The following is a 21356-nucleotide window of genomic DNA, read 5'->3' on the forward strand; positions in this document are numbered from 1 at the left end:
CACTCGTGGCACAGCAGGAGGCTCGCTGCGATTATTGATGGAAAGCCACTCTATTTGGGCATAGAGACGAAGTTGTGGGCAATTAAGGGATTGTGGTATGATGTAGAAAGAGAACGAGGTTGCGCGTTGACCGGAGGATTCGGGAGCCTAGTCGGTGACTCGGAGTGGGGAGCTTGAGCCCACTCTTTTCGCTTGACAGGGGCTGACGACGGTTTAAGGAGGATTCGCTATGAATCAGGAGTTAATGACGGCCCTAGAAGATTTGGAGAGAGAAAAGGGCGTTGACAAAGAAGTCCTTTTCCAAGCCATTGAATCGGCATTGATCTCTGCTTATCGACGCAATTTTGGTTCCGTGCAAAATGTGCGTGTGCAAATCAATCGCGATAGTGGGATGACCGAAGTCTACGCGCAGAAAACCGTCGTCGCTCAGGTTGAAGACCATCGCACCGAAGTGAGTTGGGACGAAGCCCGGGACGTTCAACCTGGGGCAGTCGAAGGTGACATTGTCGAGTTTGAGATTACCCCCAAGAACTTTGGGCGAATTGCTGCACAGACGGCCAAGCAGGTCATTGTTCAGCGGATTCGTGAAGCGGAACGGGGAATGATTTACGATGAATATTCCGGGCGCGAAGGAGATATTGTGACCGGAATGGTACAGCGAGTAGAACGAGGACTGGTGTTTATCGATCTTGGGCGGACTGAAGCCATTTTAATGCCGAGTGAGCAGGTGCCCGGTGAATTGTTGCGTTCTAATGAACGAGTGAAACTGTACGTTGTTGAAGTGAAGAAAACCACCAAGGGGCCGCAGGTCTATCTTTCGAGAAGCCATCCCGGGTTAATACGGCGTCTCTTTGAATTAGAGGTTCCTGAGATACATGAGGGCATTGTAGAGATACGAGGCATTGCTCGGGAAGCCGGAGCCCGTACCAAGATTGCCGTGTGGGCGGAAGATCCTAATGTCGATCCAGTTGGGGCCTGTGTCGGCGCTAAAGGGCAGAGGGTGCAAGCCATAGTCAATGAGTTGAAGGGCGAAAAGCTTGACATCATCGCTTGGGACCCGGACGCGGCGATCTTTGTGAGTAACGCCTTATCGCCAGCACATGTCACTGATGTGGTAATTGAAGAGAATACACGTTCCGCACGAGTGACGGTTCCTGATAACCAGTTGTCCTTAGGGATTGGTAAGGAGGGTCAAAATGCCCGATTGGCCGCTAAGCTTACTGGATGGCGGGTCGACTTGAAGGCGGAGTCGCAAGCGGAACGAGGAGGATTTTGGTCGTGACGGTCAAGAAAGTCCCGCTACGTACGTGCGTTGCCTGTATGACCACAAAGCCTAAGCGTGATTTGGTGCGGATTGTACGAACGGTAGACGGGACGTTGCTTATCGACCAACGCGGCAAGGTATCTGGACGGGGTGCCTATCTGTGCCCCCGTGACGAGTGCGTACAGAGTGCGTTGAAGTCGCATCGACTCGAGCGTGCACTTAAAGTAGAACTTAGTCCCGATATGATTGAGGCTCTTCAACATCTGGAAGGCGGTTTAGCATGACCGCGTCATGGTTGAACCTTTTAGGATTAGCTCGTCGCGCAGGGAAGATGGCGCCGGGGGAAAATCAGGTCACACAGGCGATGACGCGTGAACAGGTCAGACTGTTAATTATTGCTGAGGATGCCGGTCCGTCGTTGTACCGCAAGTATCACTTGTGGGCCCAAGATCTCGACATACCGCTCGTTCGTATCGGCACCAAGGTGGCGTTAGGCCACGCGATAGGAATGGGGCCGCACGCGGTAATTGCGATATTAGATAAGGATTTTAGTGGGCGCATCTTGGATGAGATGCGAAAAAGCTCAGGGGGGATTATTCTTGACAGAAAAAGACAAGGACAAAGTGAGGGTGTACGAGCTAGCCAAGGAGCTGAAGTTAGACAGCCGACGGCTAATCGATCTTCTACATCGTCTCAAGGTGGAAAACATCAAAAACCACATGAGTACCGTGGAGCCGGAGGCGGTCAAGACGGTTCGCGACATCATGGAGGGAAAACTGCCGCCCGAACCCAAAATGGACGCGACGCCGGTGTCGACTCCCACGCCGGGTCCGGTGGCACCGAGCGCTCCGCCCGCAGCACCCAAACCGAAAAGCGTAGCGACCACCACCGAAAGCCGTCCGGCGGTTCACCAAGAGCGACCTCCCATGACTCGCCCAAGCGGTCCCCCTCGCCCAAGTGAACGCTCTGATTCGCGTCCCTACAATGGTAATCGTCCGGCAGGAAATGCGAATCCGTCATACAATCGTGGTTCTAATGGGCCGAGTCGGTATCAAGGCAGTTCTGGAACTGGCGGACGGCCAAACCCTGACGCGCGTTCCACGGGAGCGCCACCGCGTCCTGGAGGTGCCCCACGACCAGGTGGAGCCCCACGGCCAGGTGGAGCCCCGCGACCGGGCGGAGCCCCGCGACCTGGAGGACCACCGCGACCGGGCGGAGCTCCACGGCCGCAGACGCCGGGCAGGCCAACAGTTCCGCCGGCGGCATCCAATGCCAATCGACCTGGGAAGGACCAAAATCGTCGGAGTGCCGGCCCCAATCGCGACCGACGCACAAACAGTTTTGACGACCGAAAGGGTAATAAGAACTGGCTGGATGATGATCACTTTGGCAACCGCCGTAAGAAGAATCATCGCAGCCAATCATCCCGTCAGGAGTCCAATATCCCGCCGGTGCAACGCCGAGTGGTGATTAGTGGTCCCATTATTGTTAAGGACCTCGCAGAGCAATTGGGTGCGAAAGCGACGGATTTAATTAAGCACTTGATTAATCTCGGGGTCATGGTAGGGGTCAATCACGAGATTGATAAAGAAACCGCAGTTATTATCGCCACCGAAATGGGCGCAGAGGTTGAAGAACGCGCCTCGATTCAGGAGCGAGAAGAAATCTTGATTCAGGGCGAAGAGGACCAGCAGTCGGAACTGGTGAGTCGTCCCCCGGTGGTGACAGTCATGGGGCATGTCGACCATGGGAAAACGTCGCTACTCGACAAAATTCGTTCGTCGCGCGTCACAGCCAGTGAGGCGGGAGGGATTACGCAGCATATTGGGGCATCAGTGATTGATTGGCAGGGCCGCCCCATTGTGTTTTTGGACACTCCGGGCCATGAAGCCTTTACCGCGATGAGAGCCCGAGGGGCTGAAGTGACGGATATTGCGATATTAGTGGTAGCGGCAAATGACGGCGTGATGCCTCAAACCATCGAAGCGATTAATCATGCCAAAGCGGCGAATGTGCCGATTGTGGTCGCGATTAATAAAATTGACTTACCTGAAGCGAATCCGGACCGCGTACGCACCGACTTAACCGAGCACGGGGTGATATCGGAGGAGTGGGGTGGAGACACCATCATGGTTCCGGTGTCGGCACGAACCGGCGAAGGTCTCGACCAATTGTTGGAATCGGTACTGCTGCAAGCAGATATTATGGAGCTTACGGCCAATCCCAAGCGGTCGGCGTCAGGGACGATCATTGAAGCGCAGTTGGATCGGGGTCGTGGGCCAGTTGCCACGGTATTGGTGAAACGGGGAACGTTGCAAGTGGGCGATGTATTCCTCTCTGGGGCAGTATATGGTCGAGTGCGCGCTCTTGTGAATGATCGAGGAGAGCGGGTAAAGGCCGTTGGACCATCAATGCCAGTCGAAGTACTGGGATTTAATCAGTTGCCTGAAGCCGGTGATGACTTCGTGATTATGGAGGATGAGCGACAGGCTAAGAGCATTGCTGATGCGCGCGCAAGTCGTAGTCGGTTGTCCTCGGAAGCGGGTAATCGAGGCGTGTCACTGGATGAGTTTTATCAACGTCTGAAGGACGAGGCCATGCGTGATCTAAATCTTGTCATTAAGGCGGATGTGCATGGTTCGGCTGAAGCCTTGGCACAGTCTGTGGCCAAGCTATCGAACGAAGAGGTTCGCGTGAGAGTTCTGCACACCGGTGTGGGTTCAGTGACCGAATCAGACGTCATGTTAGCCCAAGCGTCAGGAGCCATTATTGTGGGTTTTGGAGTGAGCATCGAGTCTAAGGCTCGTCAATTGGCGGAACGAGAGCATGTGGATGTGCGGCAGTATCGCATCATCTACGAGGTACTGGACGATGTAAAGCAAGCCCTGTCGGGAATGCTGACGCCGAAGTTTCAAGAGATGTTTTTGGGACGGGCTGAAGTACGCGAGGTGTTTCGCGTGCCGAAAGTGGGGGCGGTCGGTGGTTGTTACGTGACCGAAGGGAAGGTTTTGCGGTCAGGCCAGGTACGGGTGGTGCGAGAAGGGATAGTGATTCACGAAGGCGGTATTGCATCGCTTAAACGCTTTAAAGATGATGTACGAGAAGTGGCTAGTGGCTATGAATGTGGCATTGGCCTCGAGAAATTCAACGACATCAAAGTTGGCGATATTTTTGAGGTCTTTACGCAGGAAGAGGTCAAGGCCAGCTAGGGGGGGCTATGAACCAGTCACGTGCAGAGCGGATCGGACTCTTGATGCAGCGCGAGTTGGGGCAGATGTTGCTGACAGATGTGAAGGATCCACGAATAGGATTTGTGAGCATTACTCGGGTTGAAGTCACGCGCGACTTGAGTCAAGCGCGTGCTTATGTCAGTGTTATGGGAACAAGTGAGCAACGCTCTGCCAGTTTAGCTGGGCTGAAGAGCGCCGCCGCCTATCTCAGGGGAGAGGTGGGCCGGCGGTTGGCGCTTCGGCAGGCTCCGGAACTCATCTTTCGCGAAGACGTGGGGATTGCACAAAGTATGCACATCCAAGATTTAATTCGGTCGCTACCGAAGGATGGGAACGATGAGCCCTAATCCGAAAGATGATATATTGTCGGCGATTTTGTCTGCTGATGCCATTATAGTAGGCATGCATGTCGCGCCGGACGGCGATACCGCAGGTTCCGCGCTAGCATTAACATTAGGGATTCAGGCTCTGGGGAGGAACGTGCGCATGGTGTCGCGTGATCCTCTTCCGGAGCGTTTGGCGTTTTTGCCGGGAAGCTCCTTGTGGGAGACCTTTGATACAGTGCGCCGTGAGGACGGCGATTTATTTATCGCAGTCGATTGCGGAAACCGTCATCGACTGGGGGCTCCCGAAGGGTTTTGGTCGCAGCCGATACCGATCATTAATATTGATCATCACCAAAATAATCCTCACTTTGGCACCATCAATTGGGTGGACAGCACCAAGAGTTCAACCGGAGAAATGATCGCGGACTTGATTCGTTACGCGCAATGGGAACTGTCACCTGACCAAGCGGTTGCCCTTTACACGGCTATTAGTACTGATACGTTGTCGTTTCGACAAGTGAATACTAGTCGTCACACCTTAGCTGTGGCGGAGTGGCTGTTAACGACGGGAATTGACGTAGGGGAAGTCAACCGGCAAATTTGGGACATGCGGCCCGTTGAAGAGTTGCGGTTTCTTGGATGGGCCCTCAGCACGGCGGAATTATTAGCATCGGGGCGAGTGATGGCCTTGGAAGTGTCCCGGAGTCACATGAGTCGATTCGGCGTTGACGATGCGGCGGTCGACATGATTGTGCACCACTTTTTAACTATTGACTCCGTGAGGATTGCCATATTGGTGAAAGAGACCGACCAGCATAATCAGATGAAGGTTAGTTGGAGGGGTAAGCGAGGTTGTGATGTGGCGGTCATGGCGCAAGCATTTGGGGGTGGCGGCCATGCGTACGCTGCGGCTGCGCAAGTTTCGGGTACGCTTCACCAGGTGCGCGAGGCAGTAGTGGAGGCGGTGGCGTGGAAGTCGTGAAGCCCATTGGTGATGGATTTATTAACTTGTATAAGCCAGAAGGTATGACGTCGTTTGCAGCGGTCGCGCGAGTTCGGAAATTGATTGGAATAAAGCAAGTGGGCCACGCTGGCACACTGGACCCGGAGGCTCGTGGCGTTCTGCCGATTGCGATTGGACGCTATACACGACTACTAGACTATTGTCGCTTGACGCCTAAAATTTATCGCGCAGAAGTAGTGGTCGGAAGCATGACACACTCGGGCGACCGCGATGGGCGGATCGTGGCCCGGTCATCGGGGTACGTGCCCTCCTTGAGCGAACTTCATCACGCCAGCCGATTTTTAGTGGGCGATATATGGCAAACGCCCCCCCAGGTCTCTGCGATAAAGCATCAGGGGGTGAGGCACTATGCCGCGGCGCGCCAGGGCCAAGTGGTATGGCCGGAACCTCGTCGTCGGCAGATTTATTCACTGGACCAGTTTGTGGTGCGACGTGAGGGGTTCTTCTTTGATGTGAGTGTGGGCCGGGGCACGTATATTCGTGCTCTAGTCCGTGACTTGGGTTTTATCATCGGATTGGCTATGCACCTCGGAGGATTAGAGCGACGCCAAGTCGGCGCGTTTTCTGTTCAACAGGCCATTTCTTTAGACAGATTGGAGGACTTGAGCGACTGGCGTACTGCGCTCTTTTCGTGGAAAGAGTGCCTGGGGGTTCCGGAAGTGCGGGTGGACCATGACCAGGCGCGCCTAATTACCCATGGGGATAGGCGTCTCTTTGAAGGGGTGTCCTGGGAAGAAGGGGTGATGGCGCTTTCTTATGGCGGAGCCTTATTAGCCATTGTCGAGGGAAGGCCGTGGCGGTATCGATTAGTACTGGGTAAAGAGGAGGCTCCGAGGGATGCATAAAGGGAGCGATAGCCACACGCATGCGGTGGTGACGATAGGCAACTTTGATGGAGTACATCGAGGACATCAAGCACTGCTCCATAAGGCGTGTCAGCGAGCCGACGCAGCGGGTGAGGAAAGCGTAGTTCTTACCTTTGAACCCCATCCAGGATTTGTGCTACGTGGGCCACGAGAACGGTTTCTCATTACTCCCTCAAACGTCAAGGAACTGTATTTGTTACAGTCCGGAATCGACCGGATTGTGACCGAGCCGTTTACTAAGGAGTTTGCTGCCCTTGACGCCAGAGACTTTCTTCAGCGAATACTCTTGGAGCGCATGCGTGCATCCTGTATTGTGGTTGGCTACAATTTTTCTTTTGGTAAAAGCGGATTGGGCAACGTGGACCTGTTGACTGCGTGGGGAAAGGAAAACGCGGTGGAGGTGATGGTGGTCCCCCCCTATGTTGATCCGAACGCAGGAGTGACAGTATCAAGCTCCCTTATCCGCGAGTATATTAACCGAGGTGACGTGGCACTGGCGCGCACCTTGCTGGGGCATCCCTTTTCGGTGCAATCATTTGTGGTGTTGGGCGAGCAACGAGGCCGTGCGCAAGACGTGCCGACCTTAAATGTGATACCCCCACGAGAGCAAATGATGCCACCTTATGGGGTCTATGCCGGGTGGCTAAGCATTGATGGGCACCAACTACGAGGTGTAGCTAATTGGGGAGTGCGCCCAACATTTGGCGGTGTCGATCCAGTGCTGGAGATCCATGCGTTGGAACCACTGTTGGGAACCCATTACGGCAAGGACGTTCGCTTTGACATCCTCTATCATCTCCGGGACGAGCGGCAGTTTGAGAGTGCTACGGCACTGGTGGCGCAAATCCGCCGAGATATTGACGAGGCTCAAGAGCTGCTCGAGGCGGACAACATAGGTCGTGACTTGCCTTAGGAAAATCCTCTGTGATAAAATAAAGTGTCTTTGGATTGGGGGCGTATTTGTGCATTCCGACACATGGCGTGCAATGGTGACAAAGGTTTCAACCATTTGCGTCACGGGGCAATTTAAACGCTTACAGCGTGAGTTAGAAGAGCTGTATCGACGGGCTGGGGTGGCACAACCTGCAGCTCAGGCCTACCAAGACGCCCTATTATCACTCCTGGCTGAAGAGGACGAAGTGGTCTCTATCCAGGTACATTAAGGCTTTTGGGAGAAGGGAGGTATTGCGATGGCCTTGGAAGAGGACAAGAAGCAGGCCGTCATTGCGGCTTATCGGCTGCATGAATCGGACACGGGGTCGCCAGAGGTTCAAATTGCGCTTTTAACGGAGCGTATTGCAGAACTGACTGAGCACCTGAAACAACACAAAAAGGACCATCACTCCCGTAGAGGGTTGTTAAAGATGGTAGGGCATCGCCGCGCATTGCTTAATTATCTAAAAGGAAAAGATAATGAGCGGTATCACACCGTGATAAAGCGGCTAGGTTTACGTCGATAGAGCGGGAATTTCCCGCTCTTTTGTTCATGCTGACATAAACGAGCGTTATGAGGTAAGGCAGGAGGAACATATGGAGATTCACAGTAAGCAAATTTTAGTTGGTGGGCGCGTTATGACGCTAGAGACAGGGCGGATGGCGCGGCAAGCCAATGGCGCAGTGCTAGTAAAATATGGGGACACGGCGGTGCTAGTGACGGCTGTGGCCTCAAAGGCACCACGCCTCGGTATTGATTTTTTCCCGCTGACCGTTGATTTCGAAGAACGCATGTATTCGGTAGGAAAAATTCCGGGCGGATATATTAAACGCGAAGGCCGTCCCAGCGAAAAAGCCATTCTTGCGGCACGGCTGACGGATCGGCCGATTCGCCCACTTTTTCCGGAGGGATTTCGTAATGATGTGCATGTTGTGGCGAGTGTGCTGTCGGTGGACCACGACTTTTCTCCCGAAATCTGTGGGATGATAGGGGCTTCGGCGGCTTTGAGCATCAGCGATATTCCGTTTGAAGGGCCGATCGGTGCGGTAGAAGTGGGAATGGTGGATGGTCGCTTTGTGATTAATCCTAACACCGGAGAGGCCCATGCCAGTCGATTGAAGTTAATGATTGCAGGGACTTACGATGCCATTTTAATGATCGAGGCGGGCGCATCCATTATTTCAGAGGAAGAAATGTTGAACGCCATCCTATTTGGGCATGAAGAGATTCGCCGGATTATCGAAGGAATCCGCGAGTTTCAGGAGGAAGCCGGCAAGAGCAAGCGGGCATTTTCTCTGCACATTGCCTCTGAAAAGTTAGTTCAACGAGCCGCGCAATTAGCGGAAGAACGATTGACCGAGGCGATGCGGTCGGCCGATAAGGCGGCTCGGGAAGATCAAATTGATGCCGTGAATGCAGATGTCACGCTCATCCTCCAGGAGGAGTTTCCCGAAGAGGGTGACCTTATTTCGGCTGTTCTCAAGAAACTGTTGAAGAAGGTGGTGCGCCATGCTATCATTCACGACAAGATTCGTCCCGACGGACGGGCATTTAGTGAAGTACGGCCACTCCATATTGAAGTAGGGGTACTGCCGCGGGTTCATGGTACTGGACTTTTTACCCGTGGACAAACTCAAGCCCTCACGGCAATGACCCTAGGACCCCTCTCGGACCAGCAAATGCTGGATGGGATTGGTGCTGAAGAATCCAAACGGTACATTCATCACTATAATTTTCCTCCCTTTGCCACCGGAGAATCAGGCCCGATGCGTGGTCCCAATCGACGCGCTATCGGTCATGGCGCGTTGGCTGAACGAGCGCTAGAACCGGTTATTCCCTCCGAATCTGAATTTCCATACGCGTTGCGATTGGTATCGGATATTTTAGAGTCGAATGGATCCAGTTCGATGGCCTCGGTGTGTGGTAGTACACTCGCATTGATGGACGGCGGAGTGCCCATCAAAGCGCCGGTGGCGGGTATTGCTATGGGTTTAGTCAAAGATGACGCGGGTTATGCGATTTTGACCGATATTCAAGGACTTGAGGACTTTCTTGGCGATATGGATTTCAAGGTAGCAGGGACGGACAGTGGCATCACCGCAATCCAGATGGACATTAAGATCAAGGGCTTAGACCGAGCGATTTTGGAGCAGGCATTAAGCCAGGCGCGAGAGGCGCGATTGTATATTTTAGGCCGTATGCTTGAGGTAATGCCGAATGCGCGCGCGACCATGTCGCCCCACGCCCCTAGAATTTTTACGATTCATATTCACCCCGATAAAATTCGCGAGGTGATCGGACCCGGGGGGAAGACGATTAACAAGATCATTGATGCTACCAAAGTCGGCGATAAAAAGGTAGACATCGATATCCAAGAAGATGGCACCATCTATATCGCGTCTATTAATGAAGAGGCAGGCGAGCGGGCGGTAGCAATGATTGAAGATCTGACTCGAACGATTGAAGTGGGTCAGATCTATGAAGGACATGTGACGCGGATTATGAATTTCGGGGCATTTGTAGAAATTTTACCGGGTCGCGAAGGGCTGGTGCATATTTCGCAACTCTCCCATCAACGGGTAGGGAAAGTCGAAGATGTGGTGCAAGTTGGTGACGAATTGAAGGTCAAGGTCGTGGAGATTGACAATATGGGGCGCGTGAATCTGTCGCATAAGGAGCTGTTGCCACGGCCCGAAGGACTGGATGCAGCGGTAGAGGAGGGGCGTCCTGTGCGTAATGACCATGGACAGAACTCGCGACCGCCGAGAAGGAGCGGCCCTGGTCCACGGCGCGATTCACATTAATGCGGATAGGCTGTCAGGTATCTGTCGCTCTAGGGTATGAGACTGTCATTCGGGAGGCCGGCCATGCCGGCCTTCAGTGTTTACAGGTGTTTAGCCGCAATCCGGTTGGTGGCCAGTCCACCCCGTTACCTACAGCAGGAAGTTTACGGCCCATGTTGGAGAAATCTCGCATTGGTCTTTTGATCGTGCATGCGCCCTACTTTGTGAATCCGGCAGCCGCAGAAATCGAAAAACAGCAACGAGCTCGTCAGGCGCTCAAAGAAGAAATGCGGCGCGCTAAAATTCTGGGCGCCGGGTACGTGGTCTTGCATCCCGGCCACTGGTCGCGGGGCAGTGATCGTCACACCGCGCTTGAGGTGTTTGTAGGTACACTGACTACCATGTTGCAGGCACCCGGGAGAGTTTTAGTGGAAAATACCGCGGGGCAAGGCCGCGAAATCGGTGACACGTGGGATGAACTGGCGGAACTATTTCGTCGAATTGGTCAAACTCGGCGGGTCGGATTGATGCTCGATACGGCGCATGTCATGGCTGCCGGGCATGCGTTGAGCCGGCCAGCGGATGTGGAATCCTTGCTCGGGCAAATTGATGAAAAAATAGGCTTAGAGCGCGTTGTTGGCATACATTTGAATGATAGCCTACATCCGGTGGGATCCCATCGTGACCAACATGCGCATCTTTTAAGTGGTTCAATGACGGAATGTGCGCTAAGACGTCTGGTGCAATGGGCCGAGGCTCGAGAATGCCCCTTGGTGTTGGAAACTCCAGGGCGGACTGTCGGTGACAGGGCCGGTGACCTCGAGATCCTTAAAGCGTTCTCACGGACGTAGGCTAATCTCTGTGACGTGAGGCGATAGCCCGATGAGTCAGCCATTTTATGGGTTTCTATCTAATCGTTATACCTCGGCCTTAATATCCCCGCTTGCGGTCGTGGAGTGGCTACCGCTGCCTCGCTTTGATAGTGATGCTATCTTTTGTCGCCTTTTGGACGAGGAACAGGGAGGATATCTCAGCACGCTTCCCCAAAAATCCTTGCAGTCTTCCCGTCAGTACTATCGGCCCGGAACCTTAATTCTTGAAACAATTTTAGAGACGGGGGAGGGCACCGCAAGGATCTGTGACTTTCTTCCTATCGGACACAGCGGGTATTGGCGGCGTATTGACACCACCATCCCGCTTGATCTAGTGTGTCGTCCAACCTTTGGGTTTGGGTATGCTCGCGCTGCCTATGAGATGTTGAATGATGGGGCGATTTATTATCATCCGGGGGGAGCAGAGGGGCTTTCTCTTCACATCCGGGGACCTCTTAAGAAGTCATCGCACCGTGATACCTGGGAAATTGGTCCGGGCCGTGTAGATATTGTGCTCCGCTATGCGGAGTCTCTTCGTGAGGATATCGCCTTACTACAAAGACCATTAGAGAATGGGGAACGCGTAGAACAGGTCACGGAACGGTACTGGCGTAATGCTTCCCTCTCGTATGATGGGTGGGGATCGGACTGGGTGAAACAAAGCCTCTTAGTGTTGCGTGGTTTGACCTACCGTACTAGTGGAGCCATGATTGCGGCCGCTACGACATCCTTACCAGAGGTAATCGGTGCCGAACGGCAATGGGATTATCGCTACGTGTGGATACGAGATGGTGCCTATGCAGCGGAGGCCTTGCTATTAGCCGGGGATGCCGAGGCATGCCGGCAATATTTGGAGTTTGCGCTGAATGTTGCTGATTTGGTAGAGAAGCCGTTTCCTCATCCCTTTGTGAGGGTGGATGGCACCATGGGAATGAGCGAGCGATCTTTAGGGTGGATGGCGGGGTTCCAAGGAAGTCGTCCCGTACGTGTGGGGAATGCGGCGAGTCAGCAGATGCAACTGGATCTTGAGGGAGATGTCTTGTGGGTGATCTTTCGCTATTGGCGTATGACGGGCGATCGCCGCTTTGTGCAAGACTATTGGTGGGCCATCGAACCCATGGTGCAGTGGGTGTCTCGCTATGCGACCCAACAGAAAGATGCGTCCTTATGGGAATTCCGAGATGCGGAGCAGTCCTACACTCACTCACAAGTGTTAGTGTGGGTGGCGGTGAAGTGTGGAGCGGAACTGGCGCGTGAGGTGATGGGCGATGAGCGGTTGGCCCGAATTTGGGATGAGGTGCAAACGGTTCAACGATCGGTGCTCCGAAACACCTTCATGAGCACACCAGAAAAGCGGTTTGGCCAATCACGTGAGAACCTCCAGACCGATGCGGCACTACTGACGCTTCCTTTATATGGCTTTGTTTCGGTGTACGACGAGACCTTTCAGAATACCTTGGACGCGATTGAACGCGACTTAGTGCGTCATGAAGCGGTGTGGAGATATCCGTCAGATAGTATGGGCCCAGCGCAGTACCCCTTTCCCATGGTGGGGTTTTGGCTCGCTCGAATTTACCTTCGGATGGGGAAATTGGACCGTGCCGATCAAATTATTCTTCAGCAGTTGTCGTTTAGTACGGACCTCAAACTCTTCTCCGAACATGTTAATCCGCTCACCGGCCAGCCCCGAGGAAACTTTCCGCAGTTGTTTACTCATGCCGCCTGTGTCACCACCCTGCTGGAGCGGGAGCGTTGCATCAAAGGAGAGGGACTTCCTTGCGCGTTCTAAGGTCTAGAGAAACCTCATAGGACAAGGAAGGAGGGATAAGCATGCATTTTCGAGTCATTTCTTTGCGCACGCCACTGGCCCGACTGTTGGGGTTGGTGGTGATCCTGTTGCTGGCGGTTTGGCTAATTAATCCGCACACCGCCCGCGCCACGCAGAGGTCCCTTGTGCCCATCCCGGTCTATCGCGTGGAAATGCAGCAAAAGGTGATGGCACTGACGATTAACGTGGTGTGGGGGACAGAATATGTGCCCCAATTGCTCGCCACACTCCGTCGGGAGCACGTGTCGGCTACCCTCATGATCGGAGGAGCTTGGGCGCGGTCTCATCCGATGTTGGTCAGAGAAATGCATCAAGACGGCGATGAATTGGGTAATCATGGATGGAACCATCGGCATCCTAATCAGTTATCCTATGCTGAAAATGTTGACGATATTGCGAAAACCAATCACGAACTGCACGAGATTGTGGGAGTGGATCCGACCGTGTATGCGCCACCCTATGGTGAGTTTAATCAGACGGTCTTGCAGGCGGCCGGTGATGTGCATATGACACTTGTGATGTGGACCATCGACACCATTGACTGGAGACCATCGTCTTCGGTTGCCTATATGGTGAATAAAGTGCTGAATAAGGCGATTCCTGGGGGAATTGTATTAATGCATCCCACCAGCCGGACGGTGCTGGCGTTACCACGTATTATCGCGGGCTTAAAGGCACGGGGGTACCGGTTGGTGACTGTGAGTCGATTGCTCTCTATGGGAATTCCTCGTACGGACTCGTAAGCCGCTCCTAGGGTTGCTATGATAAAGTACAATGAGACACGCGTGGCATAGCAAGTGACGGCTATCAGCGTTTCTTTGAGACGGATACTCTACACTCCCGTGAGCATGAGCCCCAGATGAGGTTTTTCGACCCGGGCGGTGTGTAGGGAAGAAAGGTAGGACATCTTATTAATTTCCTAAGTACATTACCTTCGGGCCTAAGAGTGGCTTCCGACGATATTCCGTCAGTAGGGACCACCGCATTGGCGTTTTTTGTGAACGTGGGGAGCCGAGATGAGCGTCCTTCCCAGTGGGGGATAGCTCATATGCTGGAGCACCTCGTGTTCAAAGGGGCGGGATTGCGAGATAATCGCACCATTGCAGCTCAAATGGATGCGTTAGGCGGTGACGTGAATGCTTTCACGACACGCGACTACACCTGTTTTTATGCAAAGGTATTGGATGAAAAGGCGCACGATGCCTATCAATTGTTGGCTGACTTGGTCAGTCAGCCATGGCTGCGCGGTTCTGACTTGGCGCGAGAGAAAAGTGTTGTGGAAGAAGAGATGCGCGAGAGTCTCGATGATCCCGATGATGTGCTGGACACGTTACTGACTGAGTCCCTATATGAAGGCGACGAATACGTGCATGACATCCTGGGCAGCCACGACTCCTTGACCGCGATGTCAGAGTTGTTGGTACAAGAATTTCACCGACAGTATTATCAGCCCGCCAATGTGGTCTTTGCCGTCTCCGGAGGGGCCTGCCAGGACCTCTTGGAGGAGGTAGCAGGATTTCGGGGTGCTGATGCAGGAGACGGACAGGGTCCCCGACTAAGACGGCCACCGCAGACACGGCTTAAGACGCAGTTGGCGAATCATCAGTGGGAACAGGTGCGGCTTGGACTTGCAGGGCTTGCGCCCCGTCGTTATGAGTCAGAGTATGGTGACGCGCTCGTGGCGGCGAGCCTCCTGGGGGGACAAAATACCAGTCGTCTCTGGCAGAGGCTGCGCGAAGACGAGGGCCTCGTGTATAGTGTGTCTACCCAATATTCGGCGGAGACGGATACCGGCGATGTGGTGACCTACCTGGGTACGGAAAGCACCCGATTGCACCGTGCGTTGAGGGCTCTTTATGAGGAAATGGAGCATCTGGCGGCCCACGGGCCGTCGTCTGATGAACTCGCGCGAACGGTAATGTACCTACAGACGCTATTTGTCATGAATCAAGAGACGCCCGATGCCCGTGTGATGCGTCTCGGGCGTTATGCGCTGGACGATCGTTGTGCACCGCAGGTACGCGGATTCAACGAGTCGCTTGCGAACACCACTATCGCCGGGGTGCAAAAGCAGGTAGCGGACTGGATTCGTCCGCAGAATGTTGCGCTTGCGATCGCGGGGCCTGTTCCTGCAGGATTTGAATTGCCGTAGTTTGGGCGTGAATCGGGAGGAGCTAGTGATGGATCGGCTGGAGGAAATATTTCACTTACAACACGCGTTTAATGAGAAATTACGGGCCGAGCGTGGGCTCGACGCAACCGCGTCGGAGTGGATTCAGAAGGAAGCGCTTGCCTTGATGGTAGAACTGGGAGAAGCGGTGGAAGAGGCGAGGTTCAAATGGTGGAAGAATAGTGAACCGGTCGATGAAGCGAAATTGCACGAAGAACTGGTCGATGTGCTGCACTTTTTTGTGAGTATGTGTCTGGATGCGGGCATGGACGCGGAAACACTCTATCAAGGCTACATGATGAAAAACCAAGAAAATTTCCGACGTCAGCAAGGGCTTTCCCCACGCTCGGGCTATGAGGTGCAGAAAAGGCCATGAAAAGGGTCTGAAGGGGCCGAGGACGACATATCCTCTTGTCAAAGGAGGGCGCCTCTCATGCGAATGAGTGAATTGGCCTCAAAGGATATCATAAATTTAACCAACGGTGGGCGATTGGGAAGTTTAGGAGATAGTGACTTGCTGATCAATCCGGAAACCGGCGCCATCGAGGCCATTATTGTGCCTCAAAAGGGGCGGACCAATCGCGGGCAGCGCCTCGAGATTCCTTGGGCTGCGATCCGACGAGTGGGACCTGAAGTGATGATTGTAGATTTGGCAGAGGTACCGAAAATTACAAAGTCCGGAACAAATTAGATGACTGAGCCAGGCTCCTTCCCTTCACACTATGAGCGCATCGCAAACCAGAAGGAGGCGCCTGATGGCAAAAACGGTGGTTGGAGCATTTAATGATCATTCCACAGCGGATGAGGTTGTGCGCACATTGGAGCAGCACGGAGTATCGGACAAAAAGATTTCGGTCATTGCCCGCCATGACGGTCACACCGAAAAGGGACACCCGACAGGTCATGGGACCCACGACTTGTCTAGTGGTATTGGATGGGGGGCCGCGGGTGGCGGTGCTGTCGGCCTTTTAGCGAGTGCTGGAGCCCTGGCGATTCCCGGTATCGGTCCCATTCTAGCCATGGGCCCATTAGCGGCGACGCTTACGGGTGCAGCGGCGGGAGGATTAGTGGGTGGTCTCATGGACTATGGTATACCCAAGCAGGAAAGTGAGCACTTAGAACGTCGGGTCAAGGAAGGCAACGTGCTGGTCATGGTGGAGACCGATCCAGAAGAGCTAGAAAAGGCCAAACAACTCTTCGAGCAGCATGGGGCCCACGATGTTTACGTGCACTAATTGAACGACGAAGAGAGTCCTTTCTGGTAAAGGGCTCTCTTCGCGGTTTGATAGCGTATTGGCCTTTCATTAGAGGGGCCTTACCACCTCTCAATTATCAGTATGAACCCTCCTGAGTTCTCTTCCGTATGATATCTCGGAGTGAGGATGGGAGTGGGAAGGATGCGCAATATTGTGGTAGCGGGTGGTGACACTCGCGATATTCAGTTGTGCCTAATGCTACAAAATCGTGGCTATGCGGTGAGAGGATGGGGGATCAAGTGGCCGGGCATTCCTGTGTTCGCACCTCTAGATCCTGCACCGGATGTGCTTATTGGCCCGATGACCGGAATCGATCCCGAGGGACGGATGACCACACTCAACGGCGTCGCGCAGTTGACGCCTGACTTCTTGGATCGCATGGGCCCGGGTGGACTGGTGGCCGCCGGGCTGGTGGCCCATCCAGTGACTGCCTGGTGCTCAGAACGTAAAATTCGTACCATTCAATATCGGCATGAAACCAGCTTTATGTGGCTTAATGCGGTGCCTACCGCTGAGGGCGCCATGAAGTCGGCCATTGGACTCAGTGGTAGCACGCTTTTCAATCGGCCGGTCGCGGTCTTAGGGTTTGGACGAGTGGGATTGGTGTTAGCGGATCGGTTGTCGCGTTATGGCAGCGTGGTGAGCATCGTTGAGCGGTTGCCGGAAAAACGTGCTATGGCTCAGGCGCTAGGATTTCAGGCTCTCCCATTAGAGATTATGCCCAGACCCTTGGTGGACGGCGTGTTTAATACCATTCCCGCACCGGTACTGGACGAGACCTGGTTTCGTGAACGCACGCCCTATTGGGTGATTGATTTAGCCTCCAATCCTGGGGGATTGGTGCCAGATCTAAAAAGTGATGCTGAGGTGGCAACGAAATATCAGCACATTCTAAGTATACCGGGTAAGGTGGCCCCGCGGCGTGCCGCAGAAATTGTTTGGGACACCTTAAGCCTTTTATTGGAGGAGGAGTGGAACGATGAATCGACTGGCAAACGTCCGTATTGGGGTCGCCATGGCGGCCTCCCACTGTAACTTAAGCCGAGCCGTGGTGACTTTGCGACAATTAGTTGACGAAGGCGCACAAGTCACACCGATTGTTTCCCGTTCGATTTTAAGCGTTGAAACGCGATTTGGCAGCCCCAGTTATTGGCGCCAACAAATCACTGATGCCAGTAATCAAGACATGTTATTATCAATTCCAGATGTGGAACCCAGCGGTCCCCAACACTGGTTTGATGTGGTACTGGTAATGCCATGTACAGGTAACACACTGGCCAAGTTAGCGAACGCCATTAACGATTCCGCAGTGACCATGGCGGTAAAGGCACAGCTGCGCAACGGCCGGCCCGTGGTATTGGCGGTGACGTCCAATGACCTGCTGGGGATGAATGCGATGAATTTGGGGCGCATGTTATCCAGTCGGAATATCTATTTTGTGCCATTCGGGCAAGATGACCCGCGTCACAAGCCGCGTTCATTGGATGCTCACTTGGAACTAACAGTGGATAGTCTCAAAGCGGCACTTTCGGGGGAACAGGTGCAGCCGATGATTGTACCATGGCCATAACGGTTGAGGAGTGGACGGTGTGAGAGGATTTCGTATAGCTATTGTGGGAGCCACGGGACTGGTAGGGCAAAAAATTATGGAGGTGCTTCAGGAGAGGGGCATTATCGTTGATGTTTTAGTGCCGCTGGCCAGTGAAGCTAGCGGACGAACGGTGAATTTTCAGGGGCACACCCTAAAGGTAGAACCGGTCGCGGAGATGGACTGGGGACGTGTAGACGTGGCGTTCTTTGCGGCGGGTAACGCGGTCAGTGAATCCTATGTTGATACCGCGATGAGTTCTGGCGTGACGGTGATTGATAAGTCGAGTCGCTTTCGGATGGAGAAGCGGGTACCACTAGTGGTGCCACAGGTGAATGGGGATGACATCGGCGAAGCCTTATTGATTGCGAGTCCCAACTGCTCTACGATTCAGCTGGTGATAGCCTTAGCCCCGATTGAGCGCGAATTTGGAGTGGAGCGGGTGATTGTGTCAACCTATCAGGCGGTGTCCGGCACGGGTCGTGACGCGGTCGAGGAACTACGCACACAAACAGAACAGCGGATGCACGGTCAACCTCTCACACCTCAGGTGTATTCGGAGCCCATTGCACACAATACCTTGCCCTATTGCGATGTCTTTCTGGAGAGTGACTATACCGGAGAAGAGTGGAAGTTAGTTCGTGAAACGGCCAAAATTTTCGGCCACGATGTGCGTGTCACCGCGACCGCGGTAAGGGTACCGATATATGTAGGTCATGCGGAATCGGTGTACCTAGAGACGCGTCGACCCTTCAGCTTGGAGCAATTAAGGACGGCGCTCGCTGAGGCCCCTGCCGTCAGGCTGGTGGATGATCCTCAGTCTGGTCAGGTACCGACCGCTCTGATGGCTGAAGGGCAAGATGACGTCCTGGTAGGTAGGATTCGTCAGGACTTGTATCACTCTCAAGCGGTCAACTTATTTGTCGTGGCCGACAATCTGCGGCGCGGCGCAGCGACAAACGCCATTGATATTATGTTAACCATAAAAGGGCGCTGGCGGCTCTAAGGAGGAACATCCATGAAGGTGATTGTGCAGAAATTTGGGGGCACCTCCGTGCGAGATTTCTCTCAGAGGGAGCTCGTGACGCAGTGGGTGGCAGGAGCGCTTGAGAACGGGTATCGGCCTGTCGTAGTGGTGTCGGCGATGGGCCGCGAGGGGGATGCTTATGCAACCGATAGTTTACTCGCATTACTTGAAGGCATGCCGGAGCCTCCGGCGGAGGAACTGGACTTATTAGTGAGCTCTGGCGAAATCATCAGTGCCGTCGTATTATCGTCACACTTGCGTCGCGCGGGATTCTCTCCGCAAGTCTTTACCGGCGGCCAGGCAGGGATCTATACCGATGACCGCCACGGTGACGCTCAAATTATAAAACTTGATCCGGAGAAGCTACAGCAGGCGGTCGAGATGGGGTACATTCCTGTGGTAGCGGGATTTCAGGGTGTTGATGAGCGGGGATTGGTGACCACCTTAGGACGGGGAGGAAGTGATACCACGGCGGTCGCGCTAGGTGCTGCATTGATGGCCGATGTAGTTGAAATCTTTACCGATGTGGATGGCATTAAAACCGCCGACCCCCGAATCGTGCCAGAAGCCCGAACCATTCGGCAAATGGATTACCATGAGGTGTTCCAATTGGCCAATTTAGGAGCCCGCGTCATTCATCCTCGGGCGGTAGAATTGGCACGGCAGTTTTCTGTGGCGGTGCGGATTCGGTCGACATTTTCTGAGGCGCCAGGCACCTTAGTGGGCCCAGGACGTCGCATGTTGGACTCGTGGGCACATCGTGACCCGGATCATGCGGTCACCGGAATTACCCAACTACAAAATATGATTCAATTCCAAGTCGAATGTCCCAACAATGGCGAGGCGGACTGGGCCTATCATCTCTTCGAAGCTCTGGGGGAGCGAGGGGTATCTGTTGACCTTATTAATCTCTTCCCGGAACGGGTATTTTTTTGTGTCACTGATCCGATTCGAGGGCGCGTTGTCACGGCGCTAGAGGACTTGGGATTCCCACATTGCATTTATGATAACCGCGCCAAGGTGTCAGTGATTGGTTCAGCGATCGAAGGACTGCCGGGCGTCGTAGGGCGTGTCATGGCCGCATTGTCGCGTGAGGGCGTACAAGTGCTACAATCCGCAGATTCTCACGCGACCATTACGCTGTTGTTGGATCAAAAGGATATGGCTCGAGCGGTCCGCGCATTGCACCAGCAGTTTGGATTGGAAAGGGAGGTATTGTCGCCATGAGATGGCCCACCGTGATGACCGCCTTAGTGACTCCGTATGATGCCCAAGGAGAGATTGCTCCCCAAAAGGCCGCCGAACTCGCCCTGCATTTGTGGGGACAAGGGTCCGGCGGCTTCGTTGTTGGGGGCTCTACCGGCGAAGCCTTCGCACTATCGTTACCCGAACGAGAAGAGGTTTTTCGAGCGATCAAACACGCATTGCCCCACGATGTCCCAGTATGGGTCGGCACAGGCCATAATGACACCCGCCAAACCATTCAGTGGACTGAGGCGGCAGACAGTTGGGGAGCGGATGGCCTGCTGATTGTGGCACCCTACTATAATAAACCGTCTCAAGAGGGTCTGATTCACCACTTTGTTGAAGTCGCCCGGCATACCGAGAAACCGGTCATGATCTATAACGTGCCTGGTCGCACCGGTGTCAGCGTGCAGCCCGACACCGTTCTGCGTGCCCACCGCTTGGCGCCCAACCTGGTCGCGGTAAAAGAGGCGGCCGGGTCTATTCTTTCCGTGATTCAGATGCATCGACTCTTAGCTGATGAGATGGTGATCTATAGCGGCGACGACGGACTACTATTGCCCAGTCTGGCAGTGGGAGCCGTGGGTGTGGTGTCAGTGGCATCTCATCTGGTGGCGCGTCAAATGGCAGAGATGGTGCAGTTATATCAAAGTGGAAACACATTAGAAGCCTTACGGTATCACGAGGCCCTATGGCCTTTGGCGCAAGCGCTTTTTGTCGACTCCAATCCGGTACCCCTAAAATGGCTTCTCAATGCCTTAGGATGGGATGTGGGCGGTGTTCGCCCGCCGCTCGTCATGGCGCCCGACGAACACTATGAGGCAGTACGAAGGGCTTATGATACCATAGAGCCGTGGCATGAGCCTGCCGAAAAGGCCTAGTTGACGTTGCATTGGTCGAGTGGCTAAGGTATAATGCTCGTGATGACTTAGTGCTCGGAGGG

General features: G+C 54.0%; 22 protein-coding genes and 1 pseudogene. All 23 read left to right on the plus strand.

All coding sequences use genetic code 11. The features are described 5' to 3' along the window. Positions 1 to 229: 229 nt before the first annotated feature. The 23 genes and pseudogenes from nusA to dapA all read left to right on the plus strand — a co-directional run bounded on the left by nusA (position 230) and on the right by dapA (position 21294). Positions 230 to 1282, plus strand: coding sequence for a transcription termination factor NusA (gene nusA, locus ACOJWD_RS05295; RefSeq protein ID WP_486992177.1), 1053 nt, complete (start codon positions 230 to 232; stop codon positions 1280 to 1282). Next, a complete protein-coding gene (rnpM, locus tag ACOJWD_RS05300; protein ID WP_486992178.1) occupies positions 1279 to 1548 on the plus strand; it encodes an RNase P modulator RnpM in 270 nt (89 codons plus the stop codon). Before nusA ends, rnpM begins: the two co-directional genes overlap by 4 nt. Next, positions 1545 to 1799: pseudogene (locus ACOJWD_RS05305) on the plus strand (L7Ae/L30e/S12e/Gadd45 family ribosomal protein); the annotation flags it as partial. The gene rnpM and the pseudogene ACOJWD_RS05305, both read left to right, overlap by 4 nt. A gap of 31 nt (positions 1800 to 1830) precedes the next feature. Continuing rightward, a complete protein-coding gene (infB, locus tag ACOJWD_RS05310; protein ID WP_486992179.1) occupies positions 1831 to 4473 on the plus strand; it encodes a translation initiation factor IF-2 in 2643 nt (880 codons plus the stop codon). Between the two features lie 8 nt (positions 4474 to 4481). Next, entirely contained in the window at positions 4482 to 4841 is a 360-nt protein-coding gene (gene rbfA, locus ACOJWD_RS05315; RefSeq protein WP_486992180.1) for a 30S ribosome-binding factor RbfA, read from the plus strand. After that, the gene (locus ACOJWD_RS05320; RefSeq protein WP_486992181.1) at positions 4831 to 5802 is read left to right on the plus strand and encodes a DHH family phosphoesterase; all 972 of its coding nucleotides are present in this window, start codon (positions 4831 to 4833) and stop codon (positions 5800 to 5802) included. Before rbfA ends, ACOJWD_RS05320 begins: the two co-directional genes overlap by 11 nt. Further along, positions 5790 to 6689, plus strand: coding sequence for a tRNA pseudouridine(55) synthase TruB (gene truB / locus ACOJWD_RS05325; RefSeq protein WP_486992182.1), 900 nt, complete (start codon positions 5790 to 5792; stop codon positions 6687 to 6689). Before ACOJWD_RS05320 ends, truB begins: the two co-directional genes overlap by 13 nt. Next, on the plus strand, positions 6682 to 7623 hold the full coding sequence (ribF, locus tag ACOJWD_RS05330) for a riboflavin biosynthesis protein RibF (RefSeq protein WP_486992183.1): 942 nt from the start codon (positions 6682 to 6684) through the stop codon (positions 7621 to 7623). The genes truB and ribF overlap by 8 nt, the downstream gene beginning before the upstream one ends. Before the next feature lie 49 nt (positions 7624 to 7672). Next, entirely contained in the window at positions 7673 to 7873 is a 201-nt protein-coding gene (locus ACOJWD_RS05335; RefSeq protein WP_486992184.1) for a hypothetical protein, read from the plus strand. Positions 7874 to 7900: 27 nt separating this feature from the next. Next, a complete protein-coding gene (gene rpsO, locus ACOJWD_RS05340) occupies positions 7901 to 8170 on the plus strand; it encodes a 30S ribosomal protein S15 (protein WP_486992185.1) in 270 nt (89 codons plus the stop codon). Positions 8171 to 8240: 70 nt separating this feature from the next. Next, positions 8241 to 10448, plus strand: coding sequence for a polyribonucleotide nucleotidyltransferase (gene pnp, locus ACOJWD_RS05345; RefSeq protein ID WP_486992186.1), 2208 nt, complete (start codon positions 8241 to 8243; stop codon positions 10446 to 10448). Further along, the gene (locus ACOJWD_RS05350) at positions 10448 to 11278 is read left to right on the plus strand and encodes a deoxyribonuclease IV (protein ID WP_486992187.1); all 831 of its coding nucleotides are present in this window, start codon (positions 10448 to 10450) and stop codon (positions 11276 to 11278) included. Before pnp ends, ACOJWD_RS05350 begins: the two co-directional genes overlap by 1 nt. 31 nt (positions 11279 to 11309) lie before the next feature. Then, complete coding sequence (locus ACOJWD_RS05355; RefSeq protein ID WP_486992188.1) at positions 11310 to 13088, plus strand: glycoside hydrolase family 15 protein; 1779 nt, start codon at positions 11310 to 11312, stop codon at positions 13086 to 13088. A 41-nt stretch (positions 13089 to 13129) separates the two neighbouring features. Then, complete coding sequence (locus ACOJWD_RS05360; protein WP_486992189.1) at positions 13130 to 13870, plus strand: polysaccharide deacetylase family protein; 741 nt, start codon at positions 13130 to 13132, stop codon at positions 13868 to 13870. A gap of 203 nt (positions 13871 to 14073) precedes the next feature. Beyond that, the gene (locus tag ACOJWD_RS05365) at positions 14074 to 15279 is read left to right on the plus strand and encodes a M16 family metallopeptidase (RefSeq protein WP_486992190.1); all 1206 of its coding nucleotides are present in this window, start codon (positions 14074 to 14076) and stop codon (positions 15277 to 15279) included. Between the two features lie 28 nt (positions 15280 to 15307). Then, complete coding sequence (locus ACOJWD_RS05370; protein WP_486992191.1) at positions 15308 to 15673, plus strand: dUTPase; 366 nt, start codon at positions 15308 to 15310, stop codon at positions 15671 to 15673. Between the two features lie 57 nt (positions 15674 to 15730). Further along, a complete protein-coding gene (locus ACOJWD_RS05375) occupies positions 15731 to 15988 on the plus strand; it encodes a YlmC/YmxH family sporulation protein (RefSeq protein WP_486992192.1) in 258 nt (85 codons plus the stop codon). A gap of 64 nt (positions 15989 to 16052) precedes the next feature. Then, the gene (locus ACOJWD_RS05380) at positions 16053 to 16532 is read left to right on the plus strand and encodes a DUF1269 domain-containing protein (protein WP_486992193.1); all 480 of its coding nucleotides are present in this window, start codon (positions 16053 to 16055) and stop codon (positions 16530 to 16532) included. A 162-nt stretch (positions 16533 to 16694) separates the two neighbouring features. Next, on the plus strand, positions 16695 to 17588 hold the full coding sequence (locus ACOJWD_RS05385; protein ID WP_486992194.1) for a dipicolinate synthase subunit DpsA: 894 nt from the start codon (positions 16695 to 16697) through the stop codon (positions 17586 to 17588). Beyond that, on the plus strand, positions 17533 to 18123 hold the full coding sequence (locus tag ACOJWD_RS05390) for a dipicolinate synthase subunit B (protein WP_486992195.1): 591 nt from the start codon (positions 17533 to 17535) through the stop codon (positions 18121 to 18123). Before ACOJWD_RS05385 ends, ACOJWD_RS05390 begins: the two co-directional genes overlap by 56 nt. A 19-nt stretch (positions 18124 to 18142) precedes the next feature. After that, positions 18143 to 19147 carry an aspartate-semialdehyde dehydrogenase gene (locus tag ACOJWD_RS05395; RefSeq protein ID WP_486992196.1) on the plus strand — a complete coding sequence of 335 codons (1005 nt, stop codon included), beginning with the start codon at positions 18143 to 18145 and terminating at the stop codon, positions 19145 to 19147. Between the two features lie 12 nt (positions 19148 to 19159). Further along, positions 19160 to 20395: an aspartate kinase gene (gene dapG / locus ACOJWD_RS05400; protein ID WP_486992197.1), complete on the plus strand. Its 1236-nt coding sequence runs from the start codon at positions 19160 to 19162 to the stop codon at positions 20393 to 20395. Further along, on the plus strand, positions 20392 to 21294 hold the full coding sequence (dapA, locus tag ACOJWD_RS05405; protein ID WP_486992198.1) for a 4-hydroxy-tetrahydrodipicolinate synthase: 903 nt from the start codon (positions 20392 to 20394) through the stop codon (positions 21292 to 21294). The genes dapG and dapA overlap by 4 nt, the downstream gene beginning before the upstream one ends. Positions 21295 to 21356 lie beyond the last annotated feature (62 nt).

This window comes from Sulfobacillus sp. TH-112, from assembly GCF_057473405.1.